This window comes from Pseudomonas sp. TE21435 (genome assembly GCF_056279265.1).
Map to the genome: position 1 here is coordinate 2,513,022 of NZ_JBWBQZ010000001.1, position 19,776 is coordinate 2,532,797.

The 19,776-nt window shown below is 63.0% G+C and carries 16 protein-coding genes and 6 tRNA genes; 6 read left to right on the top strand and 16 right to left on the bottom strand.

From position 1 onward, the window contains the following. Genes ACZ9C1_RS11315 through lpdA form a run of 3 tightly spaced genes read left to right on the top strand, consistent with a single transcriptional unit; the run spans position 1 to position 3,710 of the window. On the top strand, positions 1–1,059 hold the full coding sequence (locus ACZ9C1_RS11315; protein WP_038706568.1) for an alpha-ketoacid dehydrogenase subunit beta: 1,059 nt from the start codon (positions 1–3) through the stop codon (positions 1,057–1,059). Continuing rightward, a complete protein-coding gene (locus tag ACZ9C1_RS11320; RefSeq protein ID WP_139673372.1) occupies positions 1,060–2,328 on the top strand; it encodes a dihydrolipoamide acetyltransferase family protein in 1,269 nt (422 codons plus the stop codon). A gap of 2 nt (positions 2,329–2,330) precedes the next feature. Next, the gene (gene lpdA / locus ACZ9C1_RS11325) at positions 2,331–3,710 is read left to right on the top strand and encodes a dihydrolipoyl dehydrogenase (protein WP_102683079.1); all 1,380 of its coding nucleotides are present in this window, start codon (positions 2,331–2,333) and stop codon (positions 3,708–3,710) included. A gap of 72 nt (positions 3,711–3,782) precedes the next feature. Here lpdA and ACZ9C1_RS11330 read toward each other — a convergent pair whose 3' ends face one another. Continuing rightward, a complete protein-coding gene (locus ACZ9C1_RS11330; RefSeq protein WP_457378517.1) occupies positions 3,783–4,781 on the bottom strand; it encodes a sensor domain-containing diguanylate cyclase in 999 nt (332 codons plus the stop codon). 257 nt (positions 4,782–5,038) lie between these two features. Between ACZ9C1_RS11330 and ACZ9C1_RS11335 the strand changes: the two genes are divergently transcribed. Next, positions 5,039–5,563 (top strand): hypothetical protein, encoded by a 525-nt coding sequence (locus ACZ9C1_RS11335; protein WP_177486058.1) that lies wholly within the window; start codon positions 5,039–5,041, stop codon positions 5,561–5,563. A 19-nt stretch (positions 5,564–5,582) separates the two neighbouring features. Here the strand turns inward: ACZ9C1_RS11335 and ACZ9C1_RS11340 are convergent, their stop codons facing one another. Then, positions 5,583–6,986, bottom strand: a complete 1,404-nt coding sequence (locus ACZ9C1_RS11340; protein ID WP_277505292.1) for an aminotransferase-like domain-containing protein — start codon at positions 6,984–6,986, stop codon at positions 5,583–5,585. Between the two features lie 186 nt (positions 6,987–7,172). Between ACZ9C1_RS11340 and ACZ9C1_RS11345 the strand changes: the two genes are divergently transcribed. Then, positions 7,173–8,375 (top strand): benzoate/H(+) symporter BenE family transporter, encoded by a 1,203-nt coding sequence (locus ACZ9C1_RS11345; RefSeq protein WP_198754048.1) that lies wholly within the window; start codon positions 7,173–7,175, stop codon positions 8,373–8,375. A 22-nt stretch (positions 8,376–8,397) separates the two neighbouring features. On the opposite strand, the gene ACZ9C1_RS11350 is transcribed toward ACZ9C1_RS11345, so the two are convergent. Then, positions 8,398–8,474 (bottom strand) — tRNA-Arg (locus ACZ9C1_RS11350). A gap of 74 nt (positions 8,475–8,548) precedes the next feature. Continuing rightward, on the bottom strand, positions 8,549–9,172 hold the full coding sequence (phnN, locus tag ACZ9C1_RS11355) for a phosphonate metabolism protein/1,5-bisphosphokinase (PRPP-forming) PhnN (RefSeq protein ID WP_457378518.1): 624 nt from the start codon (positions 9,170–9,172) through the stop codon (positions 8,549–8,551). Positions 9,173–9,517: 345 nt separating this feature from the next. Here phnN and ACZ9C1_RS11360 point away from each other — a divergent pair, with 345 nt between their 5' ends. Further along, positions 9,518–9,844: an Arc family DNA-binding protein gene (locus ACZ9C1_RS11360; protein WP_003254499.1), complete on the top strand. Its 327-nt coding sequence runs from the start codon at positions 9,518–9,520 to the stop codon at positions 9,842–9,844. A 65-nt stretch (positions 9,845–9,909) separates the two neighbouring features. Here ACZ9C1_RS11360 and mgtE read toward each other — a convergent pair whose 3' ends face one another. From mgtE to astB, 12 genes are all read right to left on the bottom strand, one after another. After that, on the bottom strand, positions 9,910–11,352 hold the full coding sequence (mgtE, locus tag ACZ9C1_RS11365; protein WP_023629439.1) for a magnesium transporter: 1,443 nt from the start codon (positions 11,350–11,352) through the stop codon (positions 9,910–9,912). A 401-nt stretch (positions 11,353–11,753) separates the two neighbouring features. Next, positions 11,754–11,830, bottom strand: a tRNA-Arg gene (locus ACZ9C1_RS11370). A 72-nt stretch (positions 11,831–11,902) separates the two neighbouring features. Then, positions 11,903–11,979: transfer RNA gene (locus ACZ9C1_RS11375), tRNA-Arg, on the bottom strand. A gap of 72 nt (positions 11,980–12,051) precedes the next feature. Beyond that, positions 12,052–12,128 (bottom strand) — tRNA-Arg (locus ACZ9C1_RS11380). Between the two features lie 70 nt (positions 12,129–12,198). Next, positions 12,199–12,275 (bottom strand) — tRNA-Arg (locus tag ACZ9C1_RS11385). Between the two features lie 48 nt (positions 12,276–12,323). Then, a tRNA-Ser gene (locus ACZ9C1_RS11390) sits at positions 12,324–12,414 on the bottom strand. 72 nt (positions 12,415–12,486) lie between these two features. Further along, positions 12,487–12,675, bottom strand: a complete 189-nt coding sequence (gene csrA, locus ACZ9C1_RS11395; RefSeq protein ID WP_003254503.1) for a carbon storage regulator CsrA — start codon at positions 12,673–12,675, stop codon at positions 12,487–12,489. 168 nt (positions 12,676–12,843) lie between these two features. After that, positions 12,844–14,079 (bottom strand): aspartate kinase, encoded by a 1,236-nt coding sequence (locus tag ACZ9C1_RS11400; protein WP_028691060.1) that lies wholly within the window; start codon positions 14,077–14,079, stop codon positions 12,844–12,846. Positions 14,080–14,162: 83 nt separating this feature from the next. Then, on the bottom strand, positions 14,163–16,787 hold the full coding sequence (gene alaS, locus ACZ9C1_RS11405) for an alanine--tRNA ligase (RefSeq protein WP_277505296.1): 2,625 nt from the start codon (positions 16,785–16,787) through the stop codon (positions 14,163–14,165). A gap of 303 nt (positions 16,788–17,090) precedes the next feature. Next, positions 17,091–18,098: a succinylglutamate desuccinylase gene (gene astE / locus ACZ9C1_RS11410; RefSeq protein WP_139673394.1), complete on the bottom strand. Its 1,008-nt coding sequence runs from the start codon at positions 18,096–18,098 to the stop codon at positions 17,091–17,093. 10 nt (positions 18,099–18,108) lie between these two features. Then, the gene (locus tag ACZ9C1_RS11415) at positions 18,109–18,399 is read right to left on the bottom strand and encodes a hypothetical protein (RefSeq protein ID WP_011534960.1); all 291 of its coding nucleotides are present in this window, start codon (positions 18,397–18,399) and stop codon (positions 18,109–18,111) included. Positions 18,400–18,413: 14 nt separating this feature from the next. After that, positions 18,414–19,763, bottom strand: coding sequence for an N-succinylarginine dihydrolase (astB, locus tag ACZ9C1_RS11420; protein ID WP_277505298.1), 1,350 nt, complete (start codon positions 19,761–19,763; stop codon positions 18,414–18,416). Positions 19,764–19,776 lie beyond the last annotated feature (13 nt).

A 19,776-nucleotide genomic window follows, 5' to 3' on the forward strand; every position in this document is an offset into this window, starting at 1 on the left:
ATGAACGATCACAACAACAGCATCCATCTGGAAAACGCCATGTCCACCACCACAATGACCATGATCCAGGCCCTGCGCTCGGCCATGGATGTCATGCTCGAGCGCGATGACAACGTGGTGGTCTATGGCCAGGACGTTGGCTACTTCGGCGGCGTGTTCCGCTGCACTGAGGGCCTGCAGACCAAGTACGGCAAGTCCCGCGTGTTCGACGCACCGATCTCCGAAAGCGGTATCGTCGGCACCGCCGTGGGCATGGGCGCCTATGGCCTGCGCCCGGTGGTCGAGATCCAGTTCGCCGATTACTTCTACCCCGCCTCCGACCAGATCGTCTCGGAGATGGCCCGCCTGCGCTATCGCTCGGCCGGTGAGTTCATCTCCCCGCTGACCCTGCGCATGCCTTGCGGTGGCGGCATCTACGGCGGCCAGACCCACAGCCAGAGCCCCGAGGCGATGTTCACCCAGGTCTGCGGCCTGCGCACCGTCATGCCATCGAACCCCTACGACGCCAAGGGCCTGCTGATCGCCTCGATCGAATGCGACGATCCGGTGATCTTCCTTGAGCCCAAGCGCCTGTACAACGGCCCGTTCGACGGCCACCACGACCGTCCGGTGACGCCGTGGTCCAAACACCCGCACAGCGCCGTGCCGGATGGCTACTACAGCGTGCCGCTGGACAAGGCGGTGATTACCCGCCCAGGCAACGACGTCACCGTGCTGACCTATGGCACCACCGTATATGTGTCGCAAGTGGCCGCCGAAGAGAGCGGCGTCGACGCCGAGGTCATCGACCTGCGCAGCCTGTGGCCGCTGGACCTGGAGACCATCGTCGAGTCGGTGAAGAAAACCGGCCGCTGCGTGGTCGTGCACGAAGCCACCCGCACCTGCGGCTTCGGCGCGGAGCTGGTATCGCTGGTCCAGGAGCACTGCTTCCATCACCTCGAAGCGCCGATCGAGCGCGTCACCGGCTGGGATACCCCCTACCCCCACGCACAGGAATGGGCCTACTTCCCCGGCCCTTCGCGGGTAGGCGCGGCACTGAAACGGGTCATGGAGGTCTGAATGGGCACGCACGTCATCAAGATGCCGGACATTGGCGAAGGCATCGCGCAAGTCGAGTTGGTGGAATGGTTCGTCAAGGTCGGCGATGTGATCGCCGAAGATCAAGTGGTGGCCGATGTCATGACCGACAAGGCCACCGTGGAAATCCCTTCGCCGGTCAGCGGCAAGGTGCTGGCCCTGGGCGGCCAGCCCGGTGAGGTGATGGCGGTCGGCAGCGAGCTGATCCGCATCGAGGTCGAAGGCAGCGGCAACCATGTCGACACGCCCCAGGCCAAGCCGGCCGAGCCGGCACCGGCAGCGGTACAGGCCGCGGCCCGCCCCGAGCCACGCGTCGAGTCCCAGCCGCAGGTTGCCGCGACCCACGCAACCGCGCCCATCGTGCCGCGCGAGGCCCACGACAAGCCACTGGCCTCCCCGGCGGTGCGCAAGCGCGCCCTGGATGCCGGTATCGAGCTGCGCTACGTGCACGGTAGCGGCCCGGCCGGGCGCATCCTGCATGAAGACCTCGACGCCTTCATCAGCAAGCCGCAGAGCAGCACTGGCCAGGCGCCAGGGGGCTATGGCAAGCGCACCGACAGCGAGCAGGTACCGGTGATCGGCCTGCGCCGCAAGATCGCCCAGCGTATGCAGGACGCCAAGCGTCGCGTCGCCCACTTCAGCTACGTCGAGGAAATCGACGTCACCGCACTCGAGGCCCTGCGCCAGCAGCTCAACGCCAAGCATGGCGACAGCCGCGGCAAGCTGACCCTGCTGCCGTTCCTGGTGCGCGCCATGGTCGTCGCCCTGCGCGACTTCCCGCAGATCAATGCCACCTACGACGACGAAGCCCAGGTCATCACCCGCCACGGCGCGGTGCACGTCGGCATCGCCACCCAGGGTGACAACGGCCTGATGGTGCCCGTGCTGCGCCACGCCGAAGCCGGCAGCCTGTGGAGCAACGCCAGCGAGATCGCCCGTGTCGCTCACGCGGCGCGCAACAACAAGGCCAGCCGTGAAGAGCTGTCCGGCTCGACCATCACCCTGACCAGCCTCGGCGCCCTTGGCGGCATCGTCAGCACACCGGTGGTCAATACCCCGGAAGTCGCGATCGTCGGCGTCAACCGCATGGTCGAACGGCCGGTGGTGATCGACGGCCAGATCGTCGTGCGCAAGATGATGAACCTGTCCAGCTCGTTCGACCACCGCGTGGTCGATGGCATGGATGCCGCACTGTTCATCCAGGCCGTGCGCGGCCTGCTGGAACAGCCCGCCTGCCTGTTCGTGGAGTGATCATGCAAGAGCTCATCAACACCACCCTGCTGATCATCGGTGGCGGCCCCGGCGGCTATGTGGCTGCCATCCGCGCCGGGCAACTGGGCATCCCCACCGTGCTGGTCGAAGGCCAGGCCCTGGGCGGCACCTGCCTGAACATCGGCTGCATTCCGTCCAAGGCGCTGATCCATGTGGCCGAGCAGTTCCACCAGGCCAGCCGCTACACCGAACCCTCACCGCTGGGCATCAGCGTGTCCTCGCCACGCCTGGACATCAGCCGCAGCGTCGAGTGGAAAGACGGTATCGTCGACCGCCTCACCAGCGGCGTCGCCGCGCTGCTGAAAAAGCACGGTGTGAAGGTGATCCATGGCTGGGCGAAGATCCTCGACGGCAAGAGCATCGAAGTCGACGGCCAGCGCATCCAGTGCGAACACCTGCTGCTGGCCACCGGCTCCAGCAGTGTCGAACTGCCGATGCTGCCGATTGGCGGGCCGATCATTTCCTCCACCGAGGCCCTGGCGCCCAAGGCCATGCCCGAGCACCTGGTGGTGGTCGGCGGCGGCTACATCGGCCTGGAGCTGGGCATCGCCTACCGCAAGCTCGGCGCCAAGGTCAGCGTGGTGGAAGCCCGCGACCGCATCCTGCCGACCTACGACGCGGAGCTCACCGCGCCGGTGGCTGACTCGATCAAGAAACTCGGCATCGCGCTGTACCTGGGCCACAGTGTCGAAGGCTATGCCGACGGTTGCCTGCTGGCCAGCGACGGCCAAGGTGGCCAGCTGCGCCTGGAGGCTGACCAGGTGCTGGTGGCCGTGGGTCGCCGCCCACGCACCAAAGGCTTCGGCCTGGAAAGCCTGGACTTGAAGATGAACGGCGCTGCCATCGCCATTGACGAGCGCTGCCAGACCAGCATGCGCAACGTCTGGGCCATCGGCGACGTGGCCGGCGAGCCGATGCTCGCGCACCGGGCCATGGCACAGGGTGAAATGGTCGCCGAGATCATCGCCGGCAAGACGCGGCGCTTCGAGCCGACCGCAATCGCCGCGGTATGCTTCACCGATCCGGAAGTGGTGGTGGTCGGCAAGACCCCGGAGCAGGCCGGCCAGCAAGGTGTGGATTGCATCGTCGCGCAGTTCCCCTTCGCCGCCAACGGCCGGGCCATGAGCCTGGAGTCGAAGAGCGGTTTCGTGCGCGTGGTGGCTCGCCGCGACAACCATCTGATCCTCGGCTGGCAAGCCGTGGGCGTGGCGGTTTCCGAACTGTCCAGCGCCTTCGCCCAGTCCCTGGAGATGGGCGCGCGCCTGGAAGACATCGCCGGGACCATTCATGCCCACCCGACGCTGGGCGAGGCGGTGCAGGAAGCGGCGCTGCGCGCGCTGGGGCACGCACTGCACATCTGATTGAAGACACTGAAGCGGCAATAGCCGATTTTACCCGCTGCGCCCCAGGCGCCGCGGGTCCTTTTTTTACCATCACTCGGCTACGGTGTTTTTGCCTTGCGCCTTTGCCCGATACAGCGCCTGGTCCGCCCGCGCCAGCAACCCGCCGGCATCGTCCCCCTCGCGCCACTGCACCACGCCATAGCTCATGGTCAGCCGGCACGTGCCGATAGGCTCGATCGCCGCCATCGCCACGCGGATCGACGAGGCCACTGCACAGGCTTGCTGCAGCGACGTGTGCGGCAACACCACGGCAAACTCATCACCTCCCCAACGTGCCAGCAGCCCCCGACCGCCCAGACACTGACGGATACGCTCGGTGACCTCGATCAGCGCCGCGTCGCCACGGGCATGACCGTGCAGGTCGTTGATCGGCTTGAAGTCGTCCAGGTCCATGGCGATCAATGCCAGTGGCTCACGGAAGCGCCGGGCGCGCTCGCACTCCTGCTGAAGCGTTTTCTCCAGGCGATAGCGATTGGCGGTGCGGGTCAACGCATCCCGCTCGGCCAGTTCGCGGTTCTCATCCAGTTGCCGCTGCAACTGCTGGTTGACCCAGGACAGCTCGCAGGTTCGCTCGGCCACCTGGCTCTCCAGCGATAGATTGCGCTGTTCGAGCTCCTCCACCAGGCGCTTGCCTGCGTCGATATTGCGATGAGCCCCGAGCATGCGCGCCACCGAGCCATCGGCGTTGCGGGCGATGATATGGCCGCTGTCCTCGACCCACAGGTAACTGCCATCGTGGCAACGGCACCGGTACTCGATGCGGTAGTGCTCGTTGCGCTGGGTGATGTAGGCCTCGAAATGCGCCATCACCCGCGGATAGTCCTGCGGGTGTATCACGCTTTCCCAGGTCAGCACGGAGTTGTCCAGCGAGTGGCTGGCGTAACCCAGCATCGCGTACCAGCCTGAGTTGCGGTAGACGTAGCCGCTGTTGGCATCCCAGTCCCAGATGCCGTCGCTGATCAGCTCGAACAAGGTGTGCAATTGCTGCTCGGTGAAGCCGGCCGGTATCGGCTTTGCTGCCTGACTCATGGACACTCTCCCTGCTGCCCAGCAACTGCGCCCCGTAACCGGTGCTGCCGACACTTGCTATTTTTTTGCCGCTAGCGGCAATACCGTTCCTCTGCCGGGCAAGCATATTCCGAGCGAGAGGTCGCCGGAATAGCCCTTACGGCCTATTTTGCCGCTCCACCATCGCTGGCACAGCTTTTGCCCCTTTAGTCGCCTCTTTAACAGTCGTTCACGGAGGAAACATGCTTATCACAGCGAACGGCCTGGGGTGGCAGACCGTGCAGCAACAGCAACGCAGCGTTCTCGAACAGCCTGCAGCACAGTTGCCCGCGCTCCAGCCGCTGATGGCCAGCGCGAAAACCTCGGCGCAGCAGAACAATCAGGGCAGCACCTCGCAGCAGCACGCCGAAGACAATCGCAAGGAGGCCTTCGCCAAGCTGATGGTCATGCTGCAAAATCCGGACGCGGCCAAGCGTGAACAGGCCAGCGTGGGCAAACAGGAAGGATCCAGCGCCCTCCAGGAGTTTCGCGATTACATGGCCAAGTCGCCGGCAGAGAAGATCAAGGAAAAGATGTTTCAGGAGCTGGGCTTGAGTCCGGAGGAGTACGACGCGTTGCCGCCCGAGCAGAAAATGAGGGTCGACCAGCTGATCGCCCAACGCTTGCAGGACGAGGTCGAGCGCAAAACCCAGGCCAGGCTCGAACAGCAGGCGCAGCGAGAACAGGCCACCACTCAGCCGCAAAGCGTCCTGAACTCGACAAATGACGATGATACCGAGCGACGCTACACCGCCAAGCTTTGAGCCGGGCTTTGTCCCCGGTTCAGTAGAAGCGTTTCGGGTCCCCTGACTCGAGCAGGCTGGCCAACTGGGTCAGGGCGAAGCGCAACTCCTCCCGGCTGGTCGGCGACATCAGTACGACCCGCACGCCACGCGGATCGCCCGTGCGCTCCACCTGGAACTGGCTGGCGCTCATGACCGCCACGCCATTGGCTCTCGCCAGCATCGCGAACTCGTCGCTGCGCCATGGCTCGGGCAAGTTGAGCCAAAGGTGGTAGCTGTGCGGCTGGCTTTGCAACGACGCATCGGTGAAGACTTCACGGGCGATGGCTTGGCGTGCCGCAGCCTCGGCGCGGTGCATGCGGATCAGCTGGCTGTCCAGCCCTTCGCCGATCACATGGCTGGCCAGTTGCGCGGTCAACGGCGAAGGCATCCACACCGTGCTGCGTACCATGGCAGTCAGCCGCGACAGCAGTTTCAGCGGGCTGTACAGGTAGCCGATGCGCAACGCCGGCATGACGGACTTGGACAGGCTGGTGAGGTAGATCGAACGCTCCGGTGCAAAAGTCGCCAGCGGCCGGGCCTGTGGATCGGTGGCGAGGAAGCCGTAGATGTCGTCGTCCAGCAACAGGAAGTCGAACTCCTCCGCCAGCGCCGCGATCTGGGCGCGACGCTCGTTGGACATGATTGCCGTGGTCGGGTTCTGACAGGTTGCCACACACACCAGCATGGCTGGCCGCTCGCGCTGGCAGATCTCGCGCAACGCCTCGGGGATGATGCCCTGCTCGTCCATCGGCACACCACGCAGGCGGCGGCCCAGGCCGTGAGCCACGGAGATGATACCCGGGTAGCACAGCGACTCGCACAGCACCAGATCACCCGCCGCGGTCAAGGCGCTGATCGCCACCATCAGCCCGTGCTGGGCGCCGCTGGTGATGACCACCTGCTGCCACTGCGCACCCGGCAGCCACTGCCGTAACCATTGCGCGCCCGCCTCGCGATGCGCCGGATGGCCGCCGTCGGGGGCGTAGTCCAGCACCTGCTCCAGCCGCGCGGTATTGGCCAGTTCGGTCAGCGCGTTGCGCAACCAGTACTGCAGGGTTTCGCCGTAGGGCTTGATGATCGACAGGTCGAGCACTTCGCTGCGGGCAACGGGCGCTGCGGCGGAGGTCGCGCGGGTAACGGCAGGGGCCTCGCCCGTGTCGCCGATCCGGTCAAGAACGTAGGTGCCGCGGCCCACCTCGCCCTGGGTCAGGCCGCGACGCGACGCCTCGGTGTAGGCGCGGCTGATGGTGCCTGGCGTAACGTCCAGTGCCTGCGCCAGTTCGCGTAGCGTCGGCAAGCGCTCGCCACGTCGCAGGGCGCCACTGGCGATATCGTGCGCCAGCGCATCGGCGATGGACAGGTAGACAGGCTGATTGCTTTCGCTGATCCGTGGAACCCACATGAGACGGCTACCGGGCTTAAATGATTGAAATTTGAACACACAGACCGACTTGAGTCGATCCTCCGAGCGATTCAAGTTGTGAACAGCAGCCGCGTGAGAGCAGCCCCTCTTGAATTCAGGCCACGTTACCGTATAGATTCAATTTGAATCGAATCAATCGAATCAATCAACTCATCTGGACTCACCATGGATAATCTCAGAAAGGATTTTTCCCTCTCCGCCCTGGTCGCCGGCCTGATCGCCGTGATCATCTCCTACGCCGGCCCCTTGATCATCGTGTTTCAGGCCGCCGACCAAGCCGGCCTGGGCAACGAAGCGACCGCATCGTGGATCTGGGCCATTTCCATCGGCAGCGGCCTGACCGGCCTGCTGCTGAGCTGGAAACTGCGGGTACCGGTGATCACCGCCTGGTCCACGCCCGGCGCGGCGCTGCTGGTATCGATGCTGCCGAGCGTGTCACTGGCTCAAGCGGTGGGCGCCTATATCGTCGCCTCGCTGCTGATCGCGGTGATCGCCCTGAGCGGCGCCTTCGACAAGTTGATGAATCGCCTGCCAAAGGCCATCGCCGCGGCGATGCTGGCCGGCATCCTGTTCCGCTTCGGCGCCGAGCTGTTCAGCTCGATCCGCCTGCAGCCCGTGCTGGTGCTGTCGATGCTGGCGAGTTACCTGCTGTTCAAGCGCCTGTCGCCGCGCTACGCGATTCTTTCGGTGCTGATCGTCGGCTGCGGCCTCGCCGCCGGCCTGGGGCAGTTGGACACCCAGGCGCTGGTGCTGGAAATGACCGTCCCCACCTGGACCAGCCCGCAGTGGAGCTGGCAGGCCATTGTCAATATCGGCCTGCCCTTGGCGCTGGTGTCGCTCACCGGCCAGTCGGTGCCCGGTATCGCCGTGCTGCGCACCTCCGGCTACCAGGTACCGGCACGCCCGATCGTCTCGGTCACCGCCCTGGGTTCGCTGCTGCTGGCGCCATTCGGCTGCCACGGCGTCAACCTGGCGGCGATCACAGCGGCCATCTGCACCGGTCGCGAAGCCCACGAGAACCCGGACAAGCGCTATATCGCCGGCATGGCCTGCGGTGCCTTCTATCTGCTGATGGGCAGCTTCGGCGCCACCTTGGCCTCGGTGTTCGCCGCCCTGCCGAAGGAACTGATAGCCGCCCTCGCCGGCCTGGCACTATTCGGCGCGATCGCCAACGGCCTGGTGGGCGCCATGAGTGACGAAAAACAACGGGAACCGGCGCTGATCACCTTCCTGGTCACCGCCTCTGGGATGAGCTTGCTCGGCCTTGGCGCCGCATTCTGGGGGCTGATCTTCGGGCTGGCTGCACACCTCGCCCTGAGCCACAGACAAACGGCTCGACAGCCCCGGGAAGGCATCCAGGCAAGGTAAACGAAGGAGAATTGGAAAGAGATGGCGTCCCAGGCAGGATTTGAACCTGCAACCTTCCCCTTAGGAGGGGGATGCTCTATCCAATTGAGCTACTGAGACACAGAGGCCGACAACAGACGCTGCGCGGCGGGGACGGCGAGCATGTTAACCAGCATGTGCGCATTTGTCATGTATCAATCGGGCATTATGCACGTCGGCCTTTTTCCCTGCGTGTCAGCGATCACGCCTTCGGCGCGCAACAGCGCGATCAAAGCTTCCACCGCACCGGCCAACGGCCCGGAATTGTCCACGACATGCACACCGGGATCGTAGGCCTGCAGTCGGAAATTGCGGGCCAGGCGTTGCTCGATCTGCTCGGTGCTTTCTCTTCCACGGGCCAGCAAGCGCTGGCGCAGCACCTGCGGGGAAACAACCAGCCCGACGGCTACGAGATCAGGGTAGCGCTGCCGGGCGATCGGCAGGTACGCACGCGAGCCGTTGACCAGTACCGAGCGCCCCGCAGCGAGCCATGTATCCAGTTGCGCAGGGATGCCATAGCGCAGGCCATTGGCCTGCCAGTCCAACGCAAAGGCCCCCGCTTCGCGCATTGCCTCGAAACGTTCGGCGCTCACGCCATGCGCGGCTTCACCCTTGGCCTCGGCCGAACGCGTGATGACCCGCCGAGCGATTTCGACCCCCTGGGTGAACAATCGCTCACGGGCCGCCTCAAGCAGGGAATCTTTTCCTGAACCAGACGGTCCCATGAGGAATATCAGGCGCCCCCTTGAGGCCACCCCACCGCTTGCGTCATATTGCATAGCCACTATGCTCAATGTATGGGAAACCAGCGCATTTGATGATTTTCCCTGACCCTTTGCTGTCTTTTACCAGATTTTGACGGCATTTGTCTGACACCTGTGCAATTCGATGAATGTGAAACTTTTCAAACCAGTGCTCATTTCTGATAATTGGTACTGGCAAAAAGCCTTTATCGAGATCACTATTTGTCACAGAATTGACGCCAAGGAAACGGCGATCATGAGGCAAGATGAAGAACCAAAATCACATCACGGTTGAACATTTTGTCGTCGCCGCGGTCGTACTTCCACCGTGCGGCCAATTTGAGAACCGCTCCCCTGAACCAGAACAACCGGTCAATTTATATGCGCCCAATGAAACAGGCTATCTACTCCAGCCGCACCGCTGACAAGTTTGTCGTCCGCCTGCCAGACGGGATGCGTGAGCGCATTGCCGAGGTAGCGCGCAACCATCACCGCAGCATGAACTCCGAGATCATCGCCCGCCTGGAGCAGAGCCTTATCCAGGAAGGTGCTCTGGGTGACGAGCTGAGCATGCGCCTGGACAGCCCAGAGCTCAGCCTTCACGAACGCGAATTGCTGCAGCGCTTCCGCCAGTTGTCCCACCGCCAGCAGAATGCGCTGGTCGCCCTCATCGCCCACGATGTGGAAATGGCCGCCGACGCGTCCTGATCCTGCCAAGCGAACACAAAAAAGCCAGCGTAAGCTGGCTTTCTTGTTTCTGGCGCTCCGTCGACCTACATCAGGAACAGCGTTGCCAGGCCGAGGAAGATGAAGAATCCACCACTGTCGGTCACGGCAGTGATCATCACGCTCGAGCCCATTGCCGGATCTCGGCCCAGGCGCGTCAGCGTCATCGGGATCAGTACACCCATCAGCGCTGCCAGCAGCAGGTTCAAGGTCATCGCGGCGGTCATGACCAGCCCCAGCGACCAGCTGCCATACAGCCAGAACGCCACCACCCCGATCACACCGCCCCAGACCAGGCCATTGATCAACGATACCGCCAGCTCCTTGCGCATCAGGCGGCTGGTGTTGCCTGGTGACACCTGGTCCAGCGCCATGGCGCGAACGATCATGGTGATGGTCTGGTTGCCGGAGTTACCGCCGATACCGGCAACGATCGGCATCAATGCCGCCAGGGCCACCAGCTTCTCGATGGAGCCTTCGAACAAGCCGATCACCCGCGACGCGACAAACGCGGTGATCAGGTTGATGGCAAGCCACGCCCAACGGTTGCGCAGCGAGCGCCAGACCGAGGCGAAGATGTCTTCCTCTTCGCGCAGACCGGCCATGTTGAGCACTTCGCTCTCACTTTCCTCACGGATCAGATCGACCATTTCATCGATGGTCAGGCGGCCGATCAAGCGCTCTTTCTTGTCCACCACCGGAGCGGATACCAAGTCGTATCGCTCAAAGGCCTGAGCCGCGTCGTAGGCATCTTCCTCGGGGTGGAAGGTCACCGGGTCATTGGCCATGACCTCCGCGACCTTCTTGTCCGGGTCGTTGACCAACAACCGCTTGATGGGCAGCACGCCCTTGAGAATACCGTCGTAATCGACCACGAACAGCTTGTCGGTGTGCCCTGGCAGCTCCTTGAGCCGGCGCAGGTAGCGCAGTACCACTTCGAGGCTGACATCTTCGCGGATGGTGACCATCTCGAAGTCCATCAATGCACCGACCTGCTCCTCGTCGTAGCTCAGGGCCGAGCGCACACGCTCGCGCTGCTGGGCATCGAGGCTCTCCATGAGTTCATGGACGACGTCGCGGGGCAATTCCGGAGCCAGGTCGGCGAGTTCGTCAGCGTCCATCTCCTTGGCGGCCGCCAGCAACTCGTGATCGTCCATGTCGGCGATCAGGGTCTGACGCACGGCATCGGAGACTTCAAGCAGGATGTCGCCGTCACGGTCGGAGCGCACCAGCTGCCAGACCGTCAGGCGATCGTCCAGTGGCAGGGCTTCGAGGATGTAGGCGATGTCGGCGGGGTGCAGGTCGTCGAGCTTGCGCTGCAGCTCGACCAGGTTCTGGCGGTGGACCAGGTTTTCCACCAGGTCATGGTGATGACCTTCCTGACGGTGCGTCAGGTCCTCGACCACCCGCTGGCGCTGCAACAGTTCGATCACCTGGGCCAGGCGATCCTGCAGGCTGTCTTGGGTTTTCTTTACTTCGATTTCGGTCATAGGCGAACTCCACTCCCAGCAGCGGAGCACGCCGGGAGAATCAATCGGTCAGATCTGTCTGTATGAAGCGTGTTAGCGAGTAACTACTGGGTAAGTCCATGGTGGTATTCCACAAGCCCCGGCGGGGCTGACGGGCGCAATCATACACTGTGCAAGCTGTCGGATCGCTTAAATTTTTGGCTAGAACAATCGTTTGCGCGCTAAAGCTGTGACAACGCTCGAAGCCATCAGTGCGACGGTTGCTCTGGCGTTAAAAGCACATTCGTTTTGTGTCGACTCGATCTTCAGCTGCAGACCCTTGCAAGGAAGGCCTACAGCAGTAGCTTAGATGGACATCTGCGACAATTCAGCGCATATGGAAAAACAAAAAGCCCGCTCAAATGAGCGGGCTTCTTGATGTATGGCGGACTCAGCAGGATTCGAACCTGCGACCGCTCGGTTCGTAGCCGAGTACTCTATCCAGCTGAGCTATGAGTCCGTGGTGGTAGTTTTAGGCCAGGTTACCACTGGCTTGTTGAAGCGTCTTTGCAAGCAGAGCCACTTCAAAAAGTGGCGGACTCAGCAGGATTCGAACCTGCGACCGCTCGGTTCGTAGCCGAGTACTCTATCCAGCTGAGCTATGAGTCCGTGGTTGGTAGTTTTAGGCCAGATTACCACTGGCTTGTTGAAGTGCCTTTGCAAGCAAAACCACTTCAAAAGTGGCGGACTCAGCAGGATTCGAACCTGCGACCGCTCGGTTCGTAGCCGAGTACTCTATCCAGCTGAGCTATGAGTCCGTGGGGTAGTTTTAGACCAGGTTACCACTGGTTGATTGAAGCAGCCTTGCAGGCAAAGCCACTTCAAAAGTGGCGGACTCAGGAGGATTCGAACCTCCGACCGCTCGGTTCGTAGCCGAGTACTCTATCCAGCTGAGCTATGAGTCCGTGTCTTGCTGTGCCATTCGGATCGCTTGAAGCGCTCCAGGCAAATAATGGCGGTGAAGGGGGGATTCGAACCCCCGATACCCTTATGAGGTATACTCCCTTAGCAGGGGAGCGCCTTCGGCCACTCGGCCACCTCACCGCAACACGAGGCGAATATTAAACACACCCTTCCTCGTTTGCAACCCTTTTTTTGAAAAAAACTTCAAAAGAATTAAAGGCTTGGCTCCTCGTCCTTCTCTTTCTTGATCCGCAGGTAGATTTCCTCGCGGTGAACGGCCACTTCTTTCGGCGCGCTCACGCCGATACGCACCTGGTTGCCTTTGACACCCAGGACCGTCACGGTGATCTCACCGTCACCAATGATCAGGCTCTCGGCGCACCGACGAGTCAGAATCAGCATAGTTTTCTCCTCACATGAATCTTCAGGGACAACAGTCTTTGATAAGCAGGGCCTGGCCGGGGACGACGGCGCAGACCCGAATCGACCACCACAGGCGCCTGGACAGGGACACCAGCAGCGGCCAGAAACGCGAAGGGCGCGGCAAGCCGCGCCCCTCCAGGCAGCGTCTTACTCACCCTGTCGGGCGGGAGCATCAAGCTCGAACGCGGTATGCAGCGCGCGTACAGCCAGCTCCAGGTACTTCTCTTCGATCACCACCGAGACCTTGATCTCGGAGGTGGAGATCATCTGGATGTTGATGCTCTCCTTGGCCAGGGCTTCGAACATGCGGCTGGCGACACCCGCGTGGGAGCGCATGCCGACGCCGACGATGGACACCTTGGCGATCTTGGTGTCGCCGATCACTTCACGCGCGCCGATTTCGCGGGCGGTGTTCTCCAGCACGCTCAGCGCCTTCTCGTACTCGTTGCGGTGCACGGTGAAGGTGAAGTCGGTGGTGTTATCGTGCGAGACGTTCTGCACGATCATATCGACTTCGATGTTCGCGGCGCTGATCGGGCCGAGGATCTTGAAGGCAACGCCTGGGGTGTCCGGGACGCCACGAATGGTCAGCTTGGCCTCATCACGGTTGAAGGCGATACCGGAAATGATCGGCTGTTCCATGGATTCCTCTTCATCGATGGTAATGAGGGTACCCGGACCCTCCTTGAAGCTGTGCAGCACGCGCAGCGGGACGTTGTACTTGCCGGCGAACTCCACCGAGCGGATCTGCAGCACCTTGGAGCCGAGGCTGGCCATTTCCAGCATCTCCTCGAAGGTGATCTTCTCCAGACGCTGGGCCTGGGGCACGACACGCGGGTCGGTGGTGTAGACGCCGTCGACATCGGTATAGATCTGGCACTCGTCGGCCTTCAGGGCCGCCGCCAGGGCCACGCCGGTGGTGTCGGAACCGCCACGACCGAGGGTGGTGATGTTGCCGTGCTCATCGACACCCTGGAAGCCGGCGACCACCACGACACGGCCGGCCTTGAGGTCGGCGCGGATCTTCTGGTCGTCGATCTGCAGGATGCGCGCCTTGTTGTGGGCGCTGTCGGTGAGGATGCGCACCTGGTTGCCGGTGTAGGACACCGCCGGCACGCCGCGCTTCATCAGGGCCATGGACAACAGGGCGATGGTGACCTGCTCGCCGGTCGAGACGATCACGTCCAGCTCGCGGGGTTCGGGCTTGTCGGTGATCTGCTTCGCCAGGTCGATCAGGCGATTGGTTTCCCCGCTCATCGCCGACAGCACGACCACCAGGTCGGTGCCTTGCTCGCGGAATTTCTTGACCTTGTCGGCAACCTGCTCGATCCGCTCGATGGAACCGACAGAGGTACCGCCAAATTTCTGTACGATCAACGCCATTTCAAAGGTGCCTCAGCCCTAAAGGGCCCCAAAAAACAATCCAACATGAAACGGCCGGCGAATAGACCGCCGGCCGCCTCATCTCAAAGTCCCTGCTCGGCGAACGGCACTGCCAGGGCCAGGGCCTTGTCCAGCGCGGCGACGTCGACGCCACCACCCTGGGCCATGTCAGGGCGACCACCGCCCTTGCCACCGACCGCCGCAGCGGCTTGTTTCATCAGATCGCCAGCCTTGAGTTGGCTGGAGAGGTCCTTGGTCACGCCAGCCACCAGCACGACCTTGCCCTCATGCTCGCTGCCCAGCAGGATCACTGCATGGCCGAGCTTGTTCTTCAGCTGATCGACGAGCGCCAGCAGGACCTTGCCATCCTGCCCATCCAGGCGGGCGGCGAGGACCTTGGCACCCTTGACCTCAACGGCCGCGTTGGAGAGATCGTCCCCGGCGGCGCTGGCGGCCTTGGCCTGCAGCTGCTCGAGCTGCTTTTCCAGCTGGCGGTTGCGCTCGAGCACAGCCGACAGCTTGTCGATCAGGTTGTCGCGGTTGCCCTTGACCAGCTGCGCAGCTTCCTTGACCTGCTCTTCGGCAGCGTTCAGGTAGGCCAGCGCGGCGGCGCCGGTGACCGCTTCGATACGGCGCACGCCAGAGGCCACGCCGCCTTCGCTGACAATCTTGAACAGGCTGATATCGCCAGTGCGCTTGGCATGGATGCCGCCGCACAGCTCGACGGAGAAATCACCGCCCATGCTCAGCACGCGCACGGTGTCGCCATATTTCTCACCGAACAGCGCCATGGCGCCCTTGGCCTTGGCAGTTTCGATATCGGTCAGCTCGGTCTCGACCGGGGTGTTCCTGCGCACTTCGCGGTTGACGATGTCTTCCAGGGCCTTGATCTGCTCTGGCTTGACCGCCTCGAAGTGGCTGAAGTCGAAACGCAGGCGCTGGCTGTCGACCAGCGAGCCCTTCTGCTGCACGTGATCGCCCAGCACCTGGCGCAACGCTTCGTGCAACAGGTGAGTGGCCGAGTGGTTCAGCGAGGTGGCGTGCTGCACCTCGGCATCGACCTTGGCCTCGACCGGCGAGCCGATGACCAAAGCACCGCTGGCGACCACGCCGTGGTGCAGGAAAGCACCACCGGTCTTGGTGGTATCGCGCACGTCGAAGCGCGCGGCGCCGGCCTGCAGGTAGCCGCTGTCGCCGACCTGGCCGCCAGACTCGGCATAGAACGGCGTGCGGTCGAGCACGACCACACCCTCCTCGCCTTCGCCCAACTGGTCGACCGACTGGCCATCCTTGTACAGGGCGACGATCTTGCCCTGCCCTTCGGTGGTGTCGTAGCCGAGGAAGTCGGTGGCGGTGTCGACCTTGACCAGGCTGTTGTAGTCCATGCCGAAGGCGCTGGCGGAACGGGCACGCTCGCGCTGGGCTTCCATTTCACGCTCGAAGCCGGCTTCGTCGATGGTCAGCTCGCGCTCGCGGGCGATGTCGGCGGTGAGGTCCATGGGGAAGCCGTAGGTGTCGTACAGCTTGAACACCACGTCGCCCGGGACGACCTTGCCCTGCAGTTGGGCCAGGTCCTGCTCGAGGATGCGCAGGCCCTGCTCGAGGGTCTTGGCGAACTGCTCTTCCTCGGTCTTGAGCACGCGCTCGATGTGTGCCTGCTGGCTCTTCAGCTCAGCGAAAGCTTCGCCCATCTCGGCGACCAGAGCGGCGACGATCTTGTGGAAGAAGCTGCCCTTGGCGCCCAGCTTGTTGCCGTGGCGGCAGGCCCGGCGAATGATGCGGCGCAGCACATAGCCACGGCCTTCGTTGGACGGCAACACACCGTCGGCAATCAGGAAGCCGCAGGAGCGGATATGGTCGGCGACCACCTTCAGCGACGGTTGGTCGTCGTTGCTGCAGCCGATGGCTTCGGCGGCGGCGGCCAGCAGGCTCTGGAACAGGTCGATCTCGTAGTTCGAGTGCACGTGCTGCATCACCGCACTGATGCGTTCCAGGCCCATGCCAGTATCTACCGACGGGGCGGGCAGCGGGTGCAGCACACCATCGGCGGTGCGGTTGAACTGCATGAAGACGTTGTTCCAGATCTCGATGTAGCGATCGCCGTCTTCTTCCGGCGAGCCGGGTGGGCCGCCCCAGATATCAGCGCCGTGGTCGTAGAAGATCTCGGTGCACGGGCCGCACGGGCCGGTATCGCCCATGGTCCAGAAATTGTCGGAAGCGTATGGGGCGCCCTTGTTGTCGCCGATGCGCACCATGCGCTCGGCGGGGACGCCGACTTCCTTGGTCCAGATGTCGTAGGCTTCGTCGTCGCTGGCGTAGACGGTGACCCACAGCTTTTCCTTGGGCAGGTTCAGCCACTTGTCCGAGGTCAGGAAGGTCCAGGCGAAGGTGATGGCATCGCGCTTGAAATAGTCGCCGAAGCTGAAGTTGCCCAGCATCTCGAAGAACGTATGGTGGCGGGCGGTGTAGCCGACGTTTTCCAGGTCGTTGTGCTTGCCACCGGCGCGCACGCACTTCTGGCTGCTCACGGCGCGGGTGTAGGCGCGCTTTTCCTGGCCGAGGAAGCAGTCCTTGAACTGGTTCATGCCGGCGTTGGTGAACAGCAGGGTCGGGTCATTGCCCGGGATCAGGGAGCTGGAGGCAACGCGAGTATGTCCCTGCTCTTCGAAGAAGCGGAGGAAGGCTTCACGGATTTCTGCGCTTTTCATAGGTTCTTCCACGGAAACGGCGGCCACACGTCGAATCGACGAAACGACGGCAAAGGGCCGCATTATATCGGTCCTGCAGTCTCGGTGCAGTGTGTTTATGCGATAGAAACCGTCGATTGGACGGCTTGCAGGGCTAAAGCAATTGAAAACGGCATGACCGCGATGCTATCGCCAGCGTTTCGCTACTGGCAAGCCAATTACGGTCCCGGGACAGGGAAAATTAACAGGTTGGTGAATTAAAAGAATTTCATCACCGAAGGGATCCAAAATCGCAGGCGCGGGCTTGCCCCGCGCCTAAGGGAATCAGGCCAGGCGTTGCCCCGAATCCGGGACGATCAGAATGCCGGCGCGCAGCCCGTTCTTCACCTTGGGGTTGGGGAAGATGATTCGTGCGCCCTCCTCCTCCACCACCCAACGCGTCTCGGCCAGGTCCTCGGCCAGCAGATCGCCCTTTTTCAGCTCGGAGAAGTTCTCGATGTCCGCCGGCAGGTGCAGGCGGAAACTGTCGCTGTGCTTGATGATCTCGCGGGCGACACTGAACAGCTTGAGGCCATCCAGGGACTGCTCGGTTACCGGTTCGGTATCTTCGATGAGCTGGATCAGACGCGCTTCGAGCCTGTCGAGATTGACCTCCTCGTTCTGCCCGAACGGCCGTGCCTTGCCGAGCTCCAGGGTAAAGGCTTCGGCATCGAGCTGCTCATAGGTGAAGGCGCTGAAGGTGATCGACGACTTGCTCTGCAGCAGTACCGCCTGCATGCCGGCCGCTGCCAGACGCGCCAGCTCTCGACGAGAGTGCAGGCGCCCCTCCTTGTAGGGGTACAGCGCGAACTGCTCGATCTTGGACCCACGAATGGCGGTATGCAGGTCGTAGTGCAGGCGGGTGCGTTCGGGCTTGCTGAAGAACACCCGGGCAAACTGCTCCAGCTCCGCGGCCCGCAATGCCTCGAAGCCACTGGAGAGTTCGTGGCGGCCATTGAACAGGCGGTTGATGTCCTGCTCGATGAAGCGCTCACCCTTGCGGATCGCCGCCGGGTTGCCGAACAGGAACAGCACCCGCGCACGCGGCTTGATCTTGCCGTTGGCCACGCCGTGCAGCAGCCTTTCGAGCAACTCGATCGGCGCTGTCTCGTTGCCATGGATACCGGCCGACAGCAGCAGGTCGAGCCCGCAATCCTCACCTTCGGGCGGGCGCACTTCCAGCGCACCCTCCCCCAGCCAGCGCAAACGCACGCCCCGGGTGGTCACTTGGGTCTTCTCGGCCGGTTCGTGATCGGTCAGGGTCAGCTCAAGCAGTTTGCCAAGGGCGAGCATAGGCGCTTCCTTAGTGGTGGTGGCCGCAGTCCGGGCCATGGACGTGGTCGTCGTCACCGGCGACATCGGCCGGTTCCATTTCCAGTTGCAGGCTGACCAGGTTGGTGGCCATCGGGCGCAGCAGCAGGTTAGCGTACTCGGTGTCGTCTTCCTCGACATCGACGCCGATCAGCAGCTGGCCGCGGCCGTCCTGCTGGATCCACACTTCCTTGCCTTGCCAGACCACGGCAAAACGGGTGCACGAGGTTTCCAGCTGGGTGCCGTCTTCATCTTCCAGGATCAGGCGCAGGGCGTCGGACATTGCAATTTCTCTCTTCAAGGTTGGCGTTGGAACGGATAGACCGAACCCAGCTTGAGGATCTGGGTCAGTTCATCCAGTGCCGTGCGGCATTCCACCAGCAACTGCGGGTCGGCCAGGTCCGCCTCGCCGAGGCGATCGCGGTAGTGCTTGTCGACCCATTGCACCAGGGTGTCGTACAGCGGGGCGGTCATGATAACGCCTTGGTTGACCGCCGCCAGTTCGTTTTCCTTCAACGCCACGCGCAGCCGCAGGCAAGCCGGGCCACCGCCGTTCTGCATGCTCTGCTTGAGGTCGAACACCTTGACCTCCTTCACCGGGCCGCCCTGGCTGGTCAATTGCCCCAGGTACGCCCAGACCCGCTCGTTGTTGCGGCACTCTTCCGGCACCACCAGCAGCATCGAGCCGTCTTCGCGGCTGAGCAACTGACTGTTGAACAGGTAGGAACGCACCGCGTCCTCCACCGTCACCGCCGCACGCGGCACGCAGATGCCCTGGAAGCGGCCACCCTTGCTGGCCAGTTTAGCCTGCAGCTGGCCAAGCACCGCATCGGTCTCGAGGAAGGCGTCCTCGTGGTAGAACAGCACCTCGCCATTGCCTACCGAGATCACGTCGTTGTGGAACACGCCCTGGTCGATCACTGCCGGATTCTGTTGAGCGTAGACCACGCCATCATCGCTCAGCTCATGCAGGCGGGCGACAGCCTGGGAAGCCTCCAGGGTCTGGCGCGCCGGGTACTTCTGCGGCGCTGGGTAGCGGCTGTCGAAGGCGCTACGGCCGTAGACGAAGAACTCGACACCCGCTTCGCCATAGGCACGGCAGAACCGCGTATGGTTCGCTGCGCCTTCGTCACCGAACTGCGCCACGGCCGGCAAGGCCGGGTGGTGAGCGAAGTGCTTGTCATCGTTGAACATGGCGCCCAGCACCCGGCTGGTGGTCGGGTGCTCGATGCTGCGATGGTACTTGCAGTTCAGGTTGGCGGCGGTGAAGTGCACACGACCGTCCGCAGTGTCGGCACTAGGGCTGACAGTGGCGGCGTTGGCCACCCACATGCTCGACGCCGAGCAGCTGGCGACCAGCAGGGGCATGGCTTCCTTGGCGGCACGCTGGATCACTTCGGCATCATTGCCGGTGAAACCCAGGCGGCGCAATGCGGCCACATCCGGGCGCTCCTGCGGGGCCAGCACGCCCTGCTTGAAGCCCATTTCCATCAGCGCCTTCATCTTCGCCAGGCCCTGGCGCGCCGCCTCGCGCGGGTTGGAACCCTGCTGGCTGTTGCTCTGCGAGGCCACGTTGCCGTAAGACAGGCCACCGTAGTTGTGGGTCGGCCCCACCAGGCCATCAAAATTCACTTCAAAGGATTTCATCGGCAAGGCTCCG